Raw genomic sequence first — 16,927 nt, 5'->3', positions numbered from 1 at the left:
CATTGTCCGTCCCGTCCCCAAGGAGCCCCTGATGCAGCCCTCCCGCGATCTTGCCCGCCTCGTGGAGATCATGGCCGCGCTGCGGACCCCGGAGACCGGCTGCCCGTGGGATCTGGAGCAGGATTTCTCCACCATCGCCCCCTACACCATCGAGGAAGCTTATGAGGTGGCCGACGCCATAGCGCGCGGGGACCTTGCGGATCTGAAGGACGAACTGGGCGACCTGCTGTTGCAGGTGGTGTTTCACGCCCGCCTCGCGCAGGAGCAGGGCCTGTTCGAGCTGGGGGATGTGGTGGAAGCCATCACCTCCAAACTGGTCCGCCGCCATCCGCATGTGTTCGGCAATGCCCGCGACCTCAGCCCCGAGGCGGTCAAGGCTCTGTGGTCCGAAATCAAGGACGCCGAGAAGGCCGAGCGTGCCGCGAACCGTGCCGCCGCCGGCCTGCCGCCGGAGACGAAAGGCGGGGCGCTGGACGGTATTCCGCTGGCCATGACCGCGCTGACGCGGGCCTTCAAGCTGCAGGAGAAGGCAGGCCGTGTGGGCTTCGACTGGAACGATGCCCGCGCCGTGCTGGACAAGATCCGCGAGGAAACCGAAGAGGTGTCCGAGGCTCTGGACGCGGGCGGCCTTGCTGCCATCCAGGACGAGATCGGCGACCTGATGTTCGCGGTGGTGAATCTGGCCCGCCATGCGGGGGTGGACCCCGAGGCGGCGCTACGCGGCACCAATGAGAAGTTCGCCCGCCGCTTCGGCTTTCTCGAAGGGGTTCTGGCGGCACGCGGGATGAAGCCGCAGGACGCCACTCTCGACGAGATGGAAGCCCTGTGGCAACAGGCCAAGCTCACCGAGCACGCGCCGAATGGCGACGCCCGCGACTGATTCCCCCCTTGCCGAGTGCCGCCATGTCCGAGATCCTGAATGTGGAAGACGCGCGCCGCCGCGCCCGCGCTTTCCTGCCGCGCGGCCTGTTCGAATATCTCGATCGCGGCACGGAGGACGAAGTCTCGCTGCGTGGCAGCCGGGCGGTGCTGGAGGCCATCCGCCTCGCGCCGCAGGCGCTGGTGGACGTGTCGCAGCGGCGGCAGGACACGAGCCTGTTCGGTGTCGCCCAGCCGACCCCGCTGGTGATCGCCCCCACCGCCGTCGCCGGCCTCATGGGCCATGACGGCGAAGTGGAGATGGCCAAGGCGGCGAAGGCCCATGGCATTCCCTTCTGCGTCTCCACCCAGTCCATGACCACCATCGAGCGCATCGCCGAGGGCTCGGGCGCGCGGCTGTGGTTCCAGCTCTATGTCTGGAAGAACCGCGCCCGCTCCATGGCCCTGCTCGACCGTGCCATGGGCGCGGGGGCGGAAGCGCTGGTGCTGACCATCGACACCGCCGTCTCGCCCAATCGCGAATACAACAAGCGCAACGGCTTCGGCATTCCGATCCAGCCCACCCTGCGCTCCACCCTCGACGTGCTCGCCCATCCCCGCTGGCTGGTGAACGTGTTCGCCCGCACGCTGCTGAAGGACGGCATGCCGGTATTCGCCCATTATCCGGACGAGTTCCGCACGCCCATCGGCCGCACGGCGGTGGGCGACGAGATCAGCCTCGCCACCGACGTGTCATGGAAGGACGTGGAGATCCTGCGCAAGCACTGGCGGGGGCGGCTGATCCTCAAGGGCGTGCTGCGCCCGGCCGACGCGGTGAAGGCCGTGGAGCATGGGGTGGACGGCATCGTCGTCTCCACCCATGGCTCGCGCAATCTCGACTGCCTGCCGCACACGGCGCAGGTGCTGCCCTCCATCGTGGCTGCCGCCGGCAAGCGTCTGACCATCCTCGCGGACAGTGGCGTGCGGCGGGGCAGCGATGTGGCGAAATATCTGGCGCTGGGCGCCGATGGCGTGCTGACGGGCCGTGCCCCGCTCTATGGTCTCGCGGCAGGCGGCAGCGCGGGAGCAATCCGGGTGCTGGAGATCCTGCGCGCCGAGTTGGACACCACCATGGCCCTGCTCGGCCTCACGCGTCTGGAGCAATTGCCGGAGACTCTGCTGGACCCGGCGCGCCTCTGACGCGCCGGCTTCTCAGACTTCGGTGCGGACCTGCGCCGCGCCGAAGCGGCGTTTCACAAGGTCCACGCGCTCCGGCAGGATGCGCAGCGAGGCGCGCATCAGACCGTCCTCGCCGATCTCGCGCTCCATCACCTCACCGATGCGATAGAGCCAGCCGAGCCCCTCGCCGTCCTCGGCGGGCAGCGTGACGGTCAGCATGACGCGGCCGGCGGTGATCAGGCTCTCGATGCGGTCGAGCAGTCCGTCCGCCCCCTCCCCCGTCAAGGCAGAGACGAGCGTGGGCCGGTCCGTCGCGTCGGCGCGGGCGGCGGTGTTGACCATGCGGTCACGCTCGTCCTCCGGCAGAAGGTCGATCTTGTTCCACACCTCCACCACGCGCCCGCCCGCCTCCGGGTCCACGCCCAGTTCGGTGAGCACGTCGCGCACGTCGGCGGCCTGCGCCTCGGTGTCGGGATGGGAGATGTCGCGCACGTGCAGGATCACGTCCGCCTCGATCACCTCTTCCAGCGTGGCGCGGAAGGCAGCCACCAACTGGGTGGGCAGTTCGGAGATGAAGCCCACCGTGTCGGAGAGGATGACGCGGGTGCCGTGCGGCAGGTCCACCGCGCGCAGCGTCGGGTCGAGGGTGGCGAACAGAAGGTCCTGCGCCATCACCTCGGCTCGGGTGAGCCGATTGAACAGGGTGGACTTGCCAGCGTTCGTGTAGCCCACCAGCGCTGCGACCGGATAGGGCACGCGCTTGCGGCTGGTGCGATGGAGGGCGCGGGTGCGCTTCACCTGCTCCAGATCGCGCTCGATGCGCAGGATGCGCTCGCCGATCTGCCGGCGGTCGGCCTCGATCTGGGTTTCGCCGGGGCCGCCGAGGAAGCCGAAGCCGCCGCGTTGACGCTCCAGATGGGTCCAGGACCGCACGAGGCGCGAGCGCTGGTAGTTCAGGTGGGCAAGCTCCACCTGCAGCGTGCCTTCCTTGGTGCGGGCGCGGCTGCCGAAGATTTCGAGAATCAGCGCCGTGCGGTCCACCACCTTGGCGGACCAGGCTTTTTCCAGATTGCGCTGCTGGACGGGGGAAAGGGCGGCATCGACGAAGACAAGGCCAACTTCCTCGGCCTGCACGATGCCGGCGATCTCTTCCACCTTGCCGGAGCCCAGATAGGTGGCCGGCTTCACCTCCGAGAGGAGGACGAGGCCCTTGAACACCACATCGAGATCGATGGCTGCGGCAAGGCCCACCGCCTCTTCCAGGCGCGCCTCAGGGCTGCGCCGGTCGGAACCGGCGCGGGCGGCGCGCTTGGAGAGTTGCGGCGTGATGACGGCACAGCGAGTCGAGGGAGCGTGACGGTCCACGCCCTTCGATCCACCCCCGGCTGTCCCCTTCGGTCCCTTAAGCTCCACGCAGGATCACGCTTTCTCCGCGGCCACCTCGTCGGTGGGGTCGAACAACTGCACCGGATGTCCGGGCATGATCGTGGAGATAGCGTGCTTGTAGACCAATTGCGAGTGCCCGTCGCGACGAAGCAGGACGCAGAAGTTGTCGAACCAGGTGACGACGCCCTGAAGCTTCACGCCGTTCACCAGGAAGATGGTGAGCGGGACCTTGCTCTTGCGGACGTGGTTCAGAAAGGTGTCTTGCAGATTTTGTGTGCGTTCCGCCGCCATTTTCGTATCCGTTTCTTTCGGCGTTGCCCCGCCACCTCACGGCCCATGCCGCCCTGGGGGCGACATCAAGCTGTGGAGGCGGGAATTCCGTCCCTAGCATGGCACAGCGAGACGCCAGTGCAACATTATTTTGCTCTGCAACATAATCGCGCGGGGGATGCGCACTGCCTCAACGGAATACCCATTCCGCTTCCGCCAGCGCCATGAAGCGCCTTCAGTTTCGCCAGAAGGCGAGATGGATGAGCACGAAGGCTCCCACCGTTTCCAGCCTCCCGGCGATCATGCCGAACGCCGCCGCCAGCCCCGCCAGCGGGTTGAGGGCGGACAGGCTCGGCCAGCCCGCGCCAGCCTCGCTATAGATCGGCCCGGTATTGCTCACCACCGCCACCGCCGCCGTGAGGGCCGCGTCAAAGCTTGGCATGCTGGAGGCGATCACCACCAGCACCACGGACACGCTCATGAACAGCGCCATGGCGCCGACCCACACGCCGCGCATGGCCGAGCCCACGCCCCCCTCCCCCGTACGCGAGGGCTGCACGAGATTGGGATAGACGAGGCGCAGCAGGTCGCCTCGCGCCCGCAGAAGCATGGCGCGCACCCGCAGCACCTTCAGCCCGCCCGCCACGGACAGCGCGCCGCCGCCCACGAAGGCCACCACCAGCACCAGCCCGGCCGGCACATGGGCATAGGCCCCCGCATAGGGCGCCAGTCCCGTGGTGGAGATCAGCGAGGCCGCCGCGAACAACCCGTCCGGCACCGCATCGGCCAGCGACAGATGGGCCTCACCCCGGAAGAAATAGGCGGCGAGCAGGATGCCAAGCACCAGCCAGTAGCCGAAGATGAACAGGCTCTCGGTCTGCTCGGGCGCCGCATTGACGCGGCGCGAGGCCAGCGCCTTGTGCCAGCGCACGCTGGTGGCCGACCACAACAGGAACGGCAGCATCACCCATTTGGTCGCCAGCCCCTCCGCCAGCATCTGATGCGCCTCGGGCGGCAGATGGGCGCCGGTGGAGGTGACTGCCGTGGCCAGACAGAAAGCCGCGTAGAGCGACGGGCCGGTGAGCAGCAGCAGCACGAATGCCAGCAGGGTCGCGGCGCCATAGATGGGCACCACGTCGCGCAGCGCGTCCACCAGATCGATGGCCTCCTGCGCCTCGCCCGTGCCCGTGGCCCGGTCGGGCAGCCCGCCCACGCCGGCAGGCGCCAGCACGGCGATGCCGGTGACGATGGTCAGCAGTCCCCCGCTCCACTGCAGCAGCGCGAACCAGATGAACAGGCCCACCGGCCCCTGCTTCACCGAAGTGAGGCCCGTGGTGGTGAAGGCGGACACCGCTTCCAGCAGCGCCGCGCGCATGGGCATGCCGGTGGTGAAGGCGATGGCCGGCGCCGCCACCAGCGGCACCAGCACCCAGAGCCCGGCCATGGCGCCGAACAGATGCAGGCGGCGCATGCGGCCTGAGCGTCCGTGGACCGAGAAATAGACCGCCCCCGACAGGAAAGTGCAGCCAAGGACGGTGGCTAGGAACCCACCCGCCATGCCGTCGCGGGCGGCGAGCGAGGCCAGCGTCGGCACGAGTGCAGCCGCCGCGACCAGCGCGAGCACCAGAGCCAGCAGGCGGATGGCGGCGATCATGAGCGCTCAGAAGAATTCGAGGCTGACGCGGAAAAGCTGCTCCACGCGCTTGATGTTCTCCGCACCCACATAGAGCACCACGCGATCCTGCGCCCGCACCACCGTATCGCCACGCGGCAGCATGACCACGCCGTTGCGCACGATGGCGCCGATGCGCAGATCGTGCAGCAGGTCGATGTCCTTGAGCGGCCGGCCCACCAGCGGCGAGGTTTCCAGCGCCTCGGCCTCGATCATCTCGCCCGCGCCGTCCAGCAGCGAGTGCACGCCGCGGATGCGCCCGCGCCGCACATGCTGAAGCACCTTGGAGACCGTGATCTGGCGAGGGTTCACATAGGCATCGATGCCCAGCCCCTGCGCGAAGCCGGCATATCCCTGCTCGTTCACCAGCGCGAGGATGCGCTGGGCCCCGAGCTGCTTGGCCAGAAGGCAGGAGAGGATGTTGATGCGATCGTCATTGGTGAGCGCCAGCATGGTGTCGCTGTCGGCAACCCCGGCTTCGTCCAGAATTTCGCGCGCCAGCGTATCGCCCTGCAGCACCACGGAGCGGCTCAGGGACTCGGCGATGGTCTGGGCTCGCTCGCGATTATGCTCGATGAGCTTGATCCGCGCGCCCGGGTTCCGCTTCTCCAGTTCCTGCGCCACATAGAGGCCGATGTTGCCGCCGCCGCCGATGATGATGCGACGGGCCGGGATTTCGTCATGGCCGAAGATGGAGAGGGTGCGCCCAACCTGATCCGCCTGCGCGACGAAATAGGCGATGTCGCCGGTGAGCAGATGGTCGCCGGAGCGCGCCACCGAAACCTTGCCGCCCCGGTTGATGGCCACGATGGTGGCCTGAAGGTCCGGGAACAGCTGGGTGAGCTGGTTGAGCGGCGTGTCCACGATGGGGCAGGTCTCGCCACAATAGACGCCCGCCACCACCACCGAGCCATCGGCGAATGACACGGTGTCGATGGCGCCCGGCAGCGAGAGGCGGCGCAGCACCATCTCGCCCACCTCGATCTCGGGCGAGATCACCACATCGATGGGCAGATGATCGCGCGAGAGCAGGCCCCGCCAGTCGGATTGCAGATAGGTCTGCGCCCGAATGCGGGCGACCTTGGTGGGCACGTTGAACAGGGAATGGCCCACCTGGCAGGCCACCATGTTCACCTCGTCATGCAGGGTGACGGCAATCAGCATGTCCGCCTGCTCGGCGCCCGCGCGGGCCAGCACGTCCGGATGCGAGCCGTGGCCCACCACGCCGCGCACGTCGAGCTGCTCGGTGGCGATCTGGATGCGGCGCGGATTGGCGTCGATGATGGAGACGTCGTTCTGCTCACCAGCGAGGCGTTCGGCGATGCCGAACCCCACTTGCCCCGCCCCGCAGATCACGACCTTCATTGGCTCATCCCCTCAAGGCCCGCCGGAACTTTCGCCCCGTGCGCGCCGTCCCTCGCCCTGCCCGCCGGTGACTGCCCTGCCCTTCGACTCAAGGGAGCGGGGCACCGCCAGCGACCTTACCCGTTCGCCCGCCGTCAGCCTACGCCCAGCGCCTTCAGCTTGCGGTGGAGGGCCGAGCGTTCCATGCCAACGAATTCCGCCGTGCGCGAGATATTGCCGCCGAAGCGGTTAATCTGCGCCGCCAGATACTCGCGCTCGAACACCTCGCGCGCCTCACGCAGGGGCAGGCCCATGAGGTGCTCACCGCCATTGCCGTTGGGCAGGCTGGGCACCAGTGCGCCTACGTCCGGCGGCAGCATGGAGGCGGTGACTTCCGCATCCGCATCGCCGCCGGCCAGGATCAGCAGGCGCTCCACATTGTTGCGCAGCTGGCGCACGTTGCCGGGCCAGTCATGCGACTGGAGCACCGCCATGGCGTCCTCGCCCACCTTGCGGCGCGGCAGGCCGGTGGTCTGCGAGATCAGCTCGATGAAGAAGTCCACGAGGTCAGGAATATCCTCGCGCCGCTCAGCCAGCGGCGGCACGCGGATCGGCACCACCGAGAGGCGGTGGTAGAGATCCTCGCGGAAGCGTCCGGCGGCGATCTCCTCTTCCAGATGGCGACCGGTGGAGGAGATGATGCGCACGTCCACGCGCACCTTCTCCGCGCTGCCGATGCGGCTGAAGGTCTGTTCCACCAGCACGCGCAGGACGCGGTTCTGCGTCTCGCGCGGCATGTCGGCGATCTCGTCGAGGAACAGCGTGCCGCCGTGCGCCTCTTCCAGCGCGCCACGATGGCGCTCGCGCCCCTCGCCTTCCTCGACGCCGAACAGCTCGTACTCCAGCCGTTCGGGGGTGATGGCGGCCGCGTTGATCACCACGAACGGCCCCTGCGCACGGCCGGAGGCGGCATGGATCAGGCGTGCGGTCAGTTCCTTGCCGGAGCCGGAGGGACCGACGATCATGATGCGGCTGTTGGTGGGGCCGACGCGATCCACGGTCGCCCGCAACTGGGCGACGACGCTGGAGCGGCCCACCATGGTGTGCGGCTGGGTGAGCTGCTTCAGCTCGCGCACCTCGCGGCGCAGGCGCAGGGTCTCCAGCGCGCGCTCGGTGATGACCACGAGACGGTCGGCATTGAACGGCTTCTCGATGAAGTCGTAGGCGCCGCGCTTGATGGCGGCCACCGCCGTCTCGATGTTGCCGTGACCCGAGATCATCACCACCGGCACCTCAGGGTGCTCGCGCTTGATGATGTCGAGGATCTCAAGGCCATCCAGCCGCGAGCCCTGCAGCCAGATGTCGAGGAAGATCAGGTTGGGGCGGCGCGTGGCGATCTCGGCCAGCGCGCTGTCCGCATCGCGGGCGGTGCGGGCGGAATAGCCCTCGTCCTCGAGGATGCCGGCGACGAGACCGCTGATGTCCGGCTCGTCATCCACGATCAGGATGTCATGGGCCATGGCTCAGTTGCTCCCCGTCTTGGCGGCGGGCGCCGCCTCGGCCTTCGGCCCGTCGGCGCGGATGCGCAGGCGGATCCATGCGCCGCGGCCTTCGGGAGCGTCGTACAGCTCGATGCCGCCGCCATGCTCCTCCATGATCTTGCCGACGATGGCGAGGCCGAGGCCCGTGCCTTTTTCGCGCGTGGTCACATAAGGCTCCAGCAGACGGTTGCGGCTCTCCTGCGGGAGACCGGTTCCGTTGTCGATGATGTCCATCACAAGGTCTTCTCCGACGCGCTCCGCACGGATGCGGATGCGTCCTTGGCCTCGCACGTCGTCCGGCACGGCCTCGATGGCCTCGGAGGCGTTCTTGAGGATGTTGGTCAGGGCTTGGGAAATCAGCCGGCGGTCGAACCGCGCCGGCAGGGAGCTGGGAATTTCGGCGTCGAACTGCACCGCGGGGTGGCCGACGCGCATGAGGAAGACGGTCTGGCGCATGGTTTCAGCCAGATCCTGACTGTCCACCACGGGCTTGGGCATGCGGGCGAAGGAGGAGAATTCATCGACCATGCGGCCGATGTCGCCCACCTGCCGGATGATGGTGTCCGTGCACAGGTCGAACACCTCGCGATCCTGCGTCACGTGCTTGCCGAACTTGCGCTTGAGGCGCTCGGCCGAGAGCTGGATCGGGGTCAGCGGGTTCTTGATCTCATGGGCGATGCGTCGCGCCACGTCCGCCCAGGCGGAGGTGCGCTGGGCGCTGATCAGCTCGGTGATGTCGTCCAGCGTCACCACCCAGCCGTGGTCGGCCTCGGTGGACTGCTCGGTGGTGACACGCACCGCATAGGTGCGCTCCCGGCCCTCGCGGGTCAGGGTGATGTTGCCTTGCAGGCTGCGCTGACGGGAGGTCTCGGCCTCCGTCAGCAGCGCCGCCGTCTCCGGCACCACTTCAGCCAGCGGGCGCCCCAGTGCCTCCACCTCGCTGAGGCCCAGCAGGCGCTCGGCTGAGCGGTTCAGGATGGTGATGCGCTCGTCGGAATCGAGACCGATGACGCCCGCCCCGACGCCCGAGAGCACAGCCTCGGTGAAGCGGCGACGGCTGTCGATCTGGTCGCGCGCCTTGAGGATGGCCTCACGCTGGGTGCGCAGTTCCTGGGTCATCTTGTTGAAGGTCTCGCCCAGCGTGGCGAGGTCGCCTTCGGCCCGATAGATCGGCACCTGAACATCGAGATTGCCGGCGGCCACATGATCGGCGGCCGACATCAGGCGGCGGATGGGGGCCACCAGCCACTTGGAGAAATTGATGCCGAGCCATACGGCGGAAAGCAGCACGATGAGCGTTATCACCGCATACATGAGCGCGAACGCCACCTGCACGCCGAAACGGCGCTCCTCCAGGCTGCGATAATCCGCCAGCGTCTCCTGCGTGGTCTTCAGATAGCCGATGACGCGCGGATCAATAGGCCGGGCCACATACAGAAAGAGATCCTCGAAATCTTTCAGCGGCACCACTGCGCCGACGAAATCCGCGTCGGACGGCAGATAGATCACCGGCTGCTCGGTGGTGGCGTCGCCGATGGCGATGTTGCTCGGCACGAGGAATTCGCGACCGATGTTCACATTGGCCTTTTCCACCACCGAGAGATCGCGGCGGATGATCATGGCGCCCGGCAGGTTCCTGAGCGCCGCCTGCGCGGTGAAGATCTGATTGAAGCGCGGCCGGTCGCTGTCATAGAGCGGCTTCAGCCGCGTCATGTCCGCACTCATGGCGAGCAGGTCGCCACGGATATTCAGCGCATGCTCGCGCACGTAGGTCTGGGCCACCGAGACCGCGCTCTGCACGATCTCCTGCGTGCGAATGGAGAACCAGCGGTCCAGTCCCCGGTCCAGCGTCAGGCTGGCCACCACCGCCACCAGAATGGCCGGCACCACGGAGACCACCGCGAACAGGCCGACGATGCGGATGTGCAGGCGCGCCGCCGCGCGGCCGCGTGCCCTCGCCTTGGCGATGCGCCAGACCTCGCGCCCCACGATGGAGCTCAGCACCAGCACCGCACCGGCATTCACCAGCAGCAAGCTGATGACGATCTGATGGGTGGGCACCACCGGGGTGAGGCCCATGAGGATGAGGAAGGTGGCCAGCGCGGAAACCAGCGCGAGAACCACGACGATGGGCGCCACAATGCCGAACGCAATCCCGGACGGCGTGATGGGGCCGCTGTCGGCCGTCTTGTCCACCACGGCTGGAGTCATGGGTCACGCCACTCCTGACACGCGCGACCGGACACGGCACGCACGGGTTACATCGCTTCTCGAATCTGGTGGCCGGGGGGCGGATGCCGCAGCGGTACCATCACAGCGCCGAGTCGATCGACACTGATGCAGTGGAACGACACTGGTGCAAAAATGTGACAGCGGCTAGAGGCGCGTGATTTTGTCCCCCGCGGTTGTCTGGGCGGGTGCGGTCAGAACTGGGCGACCTGACTGGGCTGCGTGTCCATTGTGGCCCGCGCCTGCGGGCGGCCAAGCAGGAAGCCCTGGCCATAGTCGCAGCCGAGCCGGGCGAGGACAGGCAAGGTTTCGCGCGTCTCCACCCCCTCCCCCACCACCGTCATGCCGAGACCGTGCGCCAGCCCCACCATCACGCGGACGATTTCGCGGGTGCGCTCGTTATGGACGAGGTCCTGGATGAAACTGCGGTCAATCTTCAGCACGTCCATGGGCAGGCGCTGGAGATAGCTGAAGCTGGAATAGCCGGTGCCGAAATCATCGATGGCCGTGGCACAGCCAAGGCCGCGCAGGCTGTGCAGCGTGCGGATGGCCAGATCGGGCTGGCTGAGGATGGCGCTCTCCGTCAGCTCGAAGCAGATCTGCTGCCCTTTGAGGCCATGGCGCTCCAGCCGCGTGCCGATGCGCTGCGCCAGATCGGGATTGGCAAGCTGTGTGGCCGACAGGTTGATGGAGACGTTCTGTGTCTCCTGCCCCTCCTCCCGGCGGCTGGCGTTCCATGCCGCGCAATCGGTCATGGCCGCGTCGATCACCCAGTCGCCCAGGCTGTCGGCAAGGCCGGATGCCTCGGCGAGCGGCACGAACACGCTGGGCGGCACATCGTCCAGCCCGCGCGGTCGCCAGCGCGCCAAGGCCTCGAAACCGGCAATGCGCCCCGTGGCGATGGCCACCACCGGCTGATAATGCAGCATCAGTTCGGAGCGACGGTGCTGCACCGCATCGCGCAGCGCGGTTTCCAGTTCCAGCCGGCGCTGGTGGCTGGCCCGGATTGCATCCTCGAACAGGCTGGCGGTGCCATCGGGGCTGCCGCGCGAGGCCATGTCCGCGTCGCGCAGGATGTCGGCAATGGGGCCGGAGCGTTCCACCACGCCGATGCCGGCCCGCAGATAGAAGCGCCGCCGCGCGGACATCACCACCGCCGTGTTGAGACGCTGGCGTAGCCGGCCGGCGAGTTCGGTGGCATCCCCCTCCCGCCATAGCACCACGGCGAATTCGCTTTCACCCGTACGCGCCACATCTGCCTCCGGCGGCAGCAGCGCGCGCATGATGTTGGCGGTTTCCCAGACCATGGGCTTGGCCCATTCGTCGCCTAGGCTCGCGGCGAGCACGCCGAGATCGCGCATCTGGATCACCACCGCACCGGTGGGCAGGCGCGACCGGCGCGCGCAGAGCCGCAGCAGCCCCGCCCGGTTGGGCAGGCCCGTTGCCTCGTCGAAATAGGCGATGCGCTCCAGTTCACGACGCGCGGCGAGGCGGTCGGAAATGTCGCGGATGTGCGCCGCGAACAGGCGACGCCCTTCGCTGCTGATCTCGCTGACCGTCACCTCGACCGGGAAGGTGGAAGCGTCCGCCCTGCGCGCTTCCGCCTCGATCGTACGCTTGGCAAGGCCACGATCTGCCGGCACGGGGGGCCATCCACCGCCCTCCATCTGGGAGGCAAAGGGCTGCGGCGGGAGGATCGTATCGGTGACGGGACGCCCCAGAATATCAGCGCGGGCGAAGCCGAAGACGATTTCCGCCGCCTGATTGAATTCGATGATCGCACCCGCCTCGTCGGCGATCACCACGGCGTCGATGGCGCTGTCGAGCATGCCGCGCCGGCTGGCCTCGCTGATCATCTGCTCGCCGCCGGATCGGGCGATCACCCCGGACAGAATCTCGGCGATGCACTGGAACGCGCGTTGGTCGGCCAGGGTCCAGACCCTCGCCTCATCGGCGCTGTCGCCACACAGGTGGCCCCACCACCGGCCATTGACCATCACCGCGACGGTGAGAAAATTCACCACCCCATAGGTGCGCATGAAGCCACCCATATAGCCTTCGAAATCGCAGGCGAGCCCCTTCACGATCTCGCCACGCCGCCGGCGGGCGGACCATTCGGCCAGTATCGGATCGCCCCCGCCATGGGCCGGGGGATGCTGGCCGGACAGGAGGCTGGCACGCCCCGGCAGGGTCCAGTCGACGCAACAGACGGTGCTGACACCCGGCCCGCCGGAATCACGCACCTTGAACAGGGAAACCCGCTGCAGGTCGAACACGCCAGCCAGCCGGCCCAACAAACCGGGCGTGAGACAAGACAAATCCTGCGCGCCGTTGGCCGCACCGGTCAGTTCGGCAAGAAGCCCCAGAACCTCGTCCGCCGTTCCCGTTCCCATGAACGCCCTCTGACCATCTGCAGAGAGGAGGACCGGCAGCGTTGTCTTGGCGCGCCCCGGCTCCTACGTATTCTTGTACCGTCTACCTGGCACACCCTCCAGATCAACTGGCGCGGGTGCCGGATACCTTTACACCACCGCAGCGTTGCAGGTCTCGCAAGCCTCCGCAAGCGGCCTTGGAGTCGACTACGGACGCCCGGCAGAAATGAAATCCGGAGAATGGGGATCGGTTCCGATCGCGGCCATGTTTGGCCGCGATGGGGTTAACGGCTGGTGCGGATCACCTGGATATCCAGATCCCGGATCTTCTTGCGCAACGTGTTGCGGTTAAGTCCAAGCAGCTCCGCCGCCTTGATCTGGTTGCCCCTTGTCGCCGCAAGTGCCGCCGACAGGAGCGGATATTCCACGTCCCGCAGGATGCGGTGGTAGAGACCGGGCGGCGGCAGATCCTCGCCGAAACCGCCGAAATACCCGTTGAGATGGCGCTCCACGGAGGCCCCCAGCGTGGCGTCCACCGGCCCCTCCTCCGACAGCGCGCTGGGCGCCGGCTCGGAGAGTTCCGCCTCGATGATGGCGGGGGTGATGATTTCCTGCGGATAGAGCGCGGCGAGCCGGCGAACGAGATTCTCCAGTTCGCGCACGTTGCCCGGCCAGCGGTAGCGCTTCAGCCGGTCGAGCGCGGCGATGTCCACCTGCTTGGCCGGCAGACCCTCGCGCTCGGCCTGCTGGAAGAAGTGGCGCACCAGATCCGGCACGTCCTCGGAACGCTCGCGCAGCGGCGGCAGGCGCAGCGGCACCACGTTGAGGCGGAAGAACAGATCTTCGCGGAACAGGCCCTGCTGGATCAGGGTGCGCAGGTCCTTGTTGGTGGCGGCGATGATGCGCACGTCGGTCTTGATGGGCGTGCGCCCGCCCACCGTCGTGTATTCGCCCTGCTGGAGCACGCGCAGGAGGCGGGTCTGCGCCTCCATGGGCATGTCGCCGATCTCGTCGAGGAACAGGGTTCCGCCTTCCGCCTGCTCGAAGCGTCCGGGATTGCGGGTGGTGGCGCCGGTGAACGAGCCCTTCTCGTGGCCGAAAAGCTCGCTCTCGATCAGGTCGCGGGGAATGGCGGCCATGTTGATGGCCACGAACGGACCCGAGCGGCGCTTGCCGTAATCGTGCAGGGCGCGGGCCACCAGTTCCTTGCCGGTGCCGCTCTCGCCCGCGATCATCACGGTGAGATCGGTCTGCATCAGGCGCGCGAGTAGGCGGTAGATCTCCTGCATGGCGGCCGAGCGGCCCACCAGCGGGATATTCTCCTGATCCTCGGGCCCGAGCGCCATCTTCTCCGACTTCTTCGGCTCGGACAGAGCACGGCCGACGATGGAGATCAGCTCCTTCAGATCGAAGGGCTTGGGCAGATACTCATAGGCGCCGCGCTCGGAGGCGCGGATGGCGGTCATGAAGGTGTTCTGCGCGCTCATGACGATGACCGGCAGGTCGGGCCGCGCCTTCTTGATGCGCGGCAGCAGGTCGAAGGCGTTCTCGTCCGGCATCACCACATCGGTGATGACGAGATCGCCGTCGCCCTGGCTCACCCAGCGCCAAAGGGTCGCCGCATTGCCGCAGGAGCGCACCTCGTATCCGGCGCGCGACAGCGCCTGATTGAGGACCGTGCGGATCGCGGCATCGTCATCGGCGACCAGGATGCTTCCCGTGGGCATGGACACCTCAGCTGTCCTCAGAAGTACGGCCGCTGCGATACATCGGCAGCAGCACGCGGAAAGTGGTGCGGCGGGGCTGGCTGTCGCATTCGACGATGCCGCCATGATCGCCGATGATCTTCGCCACCAATGCAAGGCCGAGGCCACTGCCCGTGGGCTTGGTGGTGACGAAGGGGTCGAACAGGTGCTGGACGAGATCCTCCGGCACGCCCTTGCCGTTGTCCCGCACGCAGAACTCCAGCGGCAGGCTGACCTTGGAGGAGGCGCCCGGCACGGTCAGGCGCACGCCGGGACGGAAGGCGGTGGTGAGCTGGATCTCGCCATCCTGCTCGCTGTCGATGGCTTCCGCCGCATTCTTCACCAGATTGAGGAACACCTGGATCAGCTGGTCGCGATTGGCATAGACCGGCGGCAGCGAGGGGTCGTAATCCTCGATGAAGCGGATGTGGCGCGCGAAGCCCGAGGAGGCCAGCGTGCGCACATGCTCCAGCACCGCATGGATGTTCACCGGCTCGCGCTCCACGGGGCGTTCGTCGGAGAAGACCTCCATACGGTCCACCAGCTTCACGATGCGGTCGGCTTCATCGCAGATCAGGCGGGTGAGCGCCCTGTCCTCGTCGCCGGCGGACTGCTCCAGAAGCTGCGCCGCGCCGCGGATGCCGGACAGCGGGTTCTTGATCTCGTGCGCCAGCATGGAGGCCAGCGCGCTCACCGAGCGGGCAGCGCCGCGATGGGTGAGCTGGCGGTCCATCTTCTCGGCGATGGTGCGTTCCTGGAACATCACCACCACATGGCCCGCCCGCTCCGCCATGGGAGCCACGTGAATATCCACCACCCGCTCGCCGCCATTGCGCGGCGTGCCGAGATCGACGCGATATTCGTTCACCGGCGCACCGCGCTCGCGCACCTGCTCGATGAGGCTGAGCAGGGGCGAGCCGAACGGCACGAATTCCGCCAGCGGCCGGCGACGCAGCAACGGCACACTGACCTGGAAGAAGGTCTCGGCGGCGACGTTGGCGTCGAGGATGCCGCCATCATCGGAAATGGTGATCACCGGATGGGGCACTGCATCCACGATGGCGCGGGTCAGATTGTCCTCCGGCGGGCGGGACTTCACATCCGCCTTCATGCGGCAGCCCTCCAGGCGAGTTGATCGAATGCGGAACGGATGCCCTGCGTCACCGCAGCGGGATCCTCCGACGTGAGAATGCGGCCGCGCCAGTCCTTGGCCCAGGCGGCGTCGGCACCAGCGGTTTCCGCCGCCGCTTCCAGCGCCCAGCCCACATGCTTGCGGGCCTGCCTGAGGCCGAGCGTGACGCCATAAAGCGCCAGCCAGCCGTCGTAGAGTTCCAGCAGCACATCGCGCTGCTCGGCGAGATCGGGCGTTGCGGGCGCCCGCCCGGTTTTCCAGTGATGGGCGACGGCGCCGGGGAACCAGGGGCGCCCCTGTGCCCCGCGCCCGATCATCACGCCATCGGCGCCCGAGGCGGCCAGCATGGCGGCGGCATCGCCGGTGCGGGTGAGGTCGCCATTGGCGATCACCGGAATGCCGACCTTCTCCTTCACCGCGCGGATGGCGTGCCAGTCGGCGGTGCCGGTGTAGAACTGGCAGCGGGTGCGGCCATGGATCGTGACCATGGCATAGCCGGCCGCCTCAGCCCGCGCCGCCAGCTCCGGCGCCAGCGTGGCGGTGTCGTCCCAGCCGAGGCGGGTCTTCAGCGTCACCGGCACGGAGACGGCGGCGCGCACCGCCTCGAGGATGCGGGTCGCCAGCGGGAGGTCGCGCAGCAGGGCCGAGCCCGCCGCGCCCGTGGTCACGCGCTTGGCCGGGCAGCCCATGTTGATGTCGATGATATGGGCACCGGAAGCTTCCGCCAGACGCGCCGCTTCCGCCATCCAATGGGGCTCGTTGCCGGCCAACTGCACCGCATGAATGGTGACGCCTGCGCCATTGGCCCTTAGGGTCATTTCCGCATGGCCCGTCATCAGGGCTTCGCTGGCGATCATCTCCGAAACCGTGAGCCCCGCCCCATAGCGCATGGCCATGCGTCGCACCGGCGCATCGGTGATGCCAGCCATGGGCGCGAGAATGACGGGCGCTGCAATGCAGTGCGGCCCGATGACCACTGGGGAAAGCGTTGGAAAGAGAGGGTCTTGCACAGAAATTAGGCCATCCATCCGTTGCCTACATTCTAGACATTGAGAAGCTTTGCGCAAGGCCATCGCAGAATGATTTCATGCTGGCTGCCTGCGACTTGTCCCCAGTGCACGCCAGAGTGGCGTCGGCCTGCCTTCTCTCTACCCCTTGCGCCATCGGGACGGGCGCTGTTGAACAGCAGCCAGGATCGG

At 67.6% G+C, this 16,927-nt stretch carries 12 protein-coding genes; 2 read left to right on the top strand and 10 right to left on the bottom strand.

Annotated features, from left to right (window positions below; genetic code table 11):
- The first annotated feature begins 31 nt into the window (after positions 1-31).
- Both mazG and IEW24_RS24445 read left to right on the top strand, forming a co-directional pair.
- On the top strand, positions 32-880 hold the full coding sequence (mazG, locus tag IEW24_RS24450; protein WP_188583536.1) for a nucleoside triphosphate pyrophosphohydrolase: 849 nt from the start codon (positions 32-34) through the stop codon (positions 878-880).
- A 23-nt stretch (positions 881-903) separates the two neighbouring features.
- Positions 904-2,058: an alpha-hydroxy acid oxidase gene (locus IEW24_RS24445; protein ID WP_188583535.1), complete on the top strand. Its 1,155-nt coding sequence runs from the start codon at positions 904-906 to the stop codon at positions 2,056-2,058.
- 12 nt (positions 2,059-2,070) lie between these two features.
- Here IEW24_RS24445 and hflX read toward each other — a convergent pair whose 3' ends face one another.
- The 10 genes from hflX to dusB all read right to left on the bottom strand — a co-directional run bounded on the left by hflX (position 2,071) and on the right by dusB (position 16,756).
- Positions 2,071-3,402: a GTPase HflX gene (gene hflX, locus IEW24_RS24440; protein WP_244644646.1), complete on the bottom strand. Its 1,332-nt coding sequence runs from the start codon at positions 3,400-3,402 to the stop codon at positions 2,071-2,073.
- Positions 3,403-3,456: 54 nt separating this feature from the next.
- Positions 3,457-3,714, bottom strand: a complete 258-nt coding sequence (gene hfq, locus IEW24_RS24435) for an RNA chaperone Hfq (protein ID WP_188583533.1) — start codon at positions 3,712-3,714, stop codon at positions 3,457-3,459.
- Positions 3,715-3,928: 214 nt separating this feature from the next.
- Positions 3,929-5,347 carry a TrkH family potassium uptake protein gene (locus IEW24_RS24430; RefSeq protein ID WP_188583532.1) on the bottom strand — a complete coding sequence of 473 codons (1,419 nt, stop codon included), beginning with the start codon at positions 5,345-5,347 and terminating at the stop codon, positions 3,929-3,931.
- 6 nt (positions 5,348-5,353) lie between these two features.
- Entirely contained in the window at positions 5,354-6,730 is a 1,377-nt protein-coding gene (trkA, locus tag IEW24_RS24425; RefSeq protein WP_188583531.1) for a Trk system potassium transporter TrkA, read from the bottom strand.
- A 134-nt stretch (positions 6,731-6,864) separates the two neighbouring features.
- Positions 6,865-8,229 carry a nitrogen assimilation response regulator NtrX gene (ntrX, locus tag IEW24_RS24420; protein WP_188583530.1) on the bottom strand — a complete coding sequence of 455 codons (1,365 nt, stop codon included), beginning with the start codon at positions 8,227-8,229 and terminating at the stop codon, positions 6,865-6,867.
- 3 nt (positions 8,230-8,232) lie between these two features.
- Positions 8,233-10,461, bottom strand: coding sequence for a sensor histidine kinase NtrY-like (locus tag IEW24_RS24415; protein ID WP_188583529.1), 2,229 nt, complete (start codon positions 10,459-10,461; stop codon positions 8,233-8,235).
- 212 nt (positions 10,462-10,673) lie between these two features.
- Positions 10,674-12,872: a bifunctional diguanylate cyclase/phosphodiesterase gene (locus IEW24_RS24410; protein ID WP_188583528.1), complete on the bottom strand. Its 2,199-nt coding sequence runs from the start codon at positions 12,870-12,872 to the stop codon at positions 10,674-10,676.
- A 263-nt stretch (positions 12,873-13,135) separates the two neighbouring features.
- Positions 13,136-14,578, bottom strand: a complete 1,443-nt coding sequence (gene ntrC / locus IEW24_RS24405; protein ID WP_188583527.1) for a nitrogen regulation protein NR(I) — start codon at positions 14,576-14,578, stop codon at positions 13,136-13,138.
- Between the two features lie 7 nt (positions 14,579-14,585).
- Complete coding sequence (locus IEW24_RS24400) at positions 14,586-15,707, bottom strand: two-component system sensor histidine kinase NtrB (RefSeq protein WP_188583526.1); 1,122 nt, start codon at positions 15,705-15,707, stop codon at positions 14,586-14,588.
- Positions 15,704-16,756: a tRNA dihydrouridine synthase DusB gene (gene dusB, locus IEW24_RS24395; protein ID WP_188583525.1), complete on the bottom strand. Its 1,053-nt coding sequence runs from the start codon at positions 16,754-16,756 to the stop codon at positions 15,704-15,706. The genes IEW24_RS24400 and dusB overlap by 4 nt, the downstream gene beginning before the upstream one ends.
- Between the last annotated feature and the right edge of the window lie 171 nt (positions 16,757-16,927).

This window comes from Azorhizobium oxalatiphilum (genome assembly GCF_014635325.1).
GTDB classification, from domain to species: Bacteria; Pseudomonadota; Alphaproteobacteria; order Rhizobiales; family Xanthobacteraceae; genus Azorhizobium; species Azorhizobium oxalatiphilum.
Note: the sequence above shows the minus strand (reverse complement) of the source record. Positions and strands in the feature narration are given on the sequence as shown.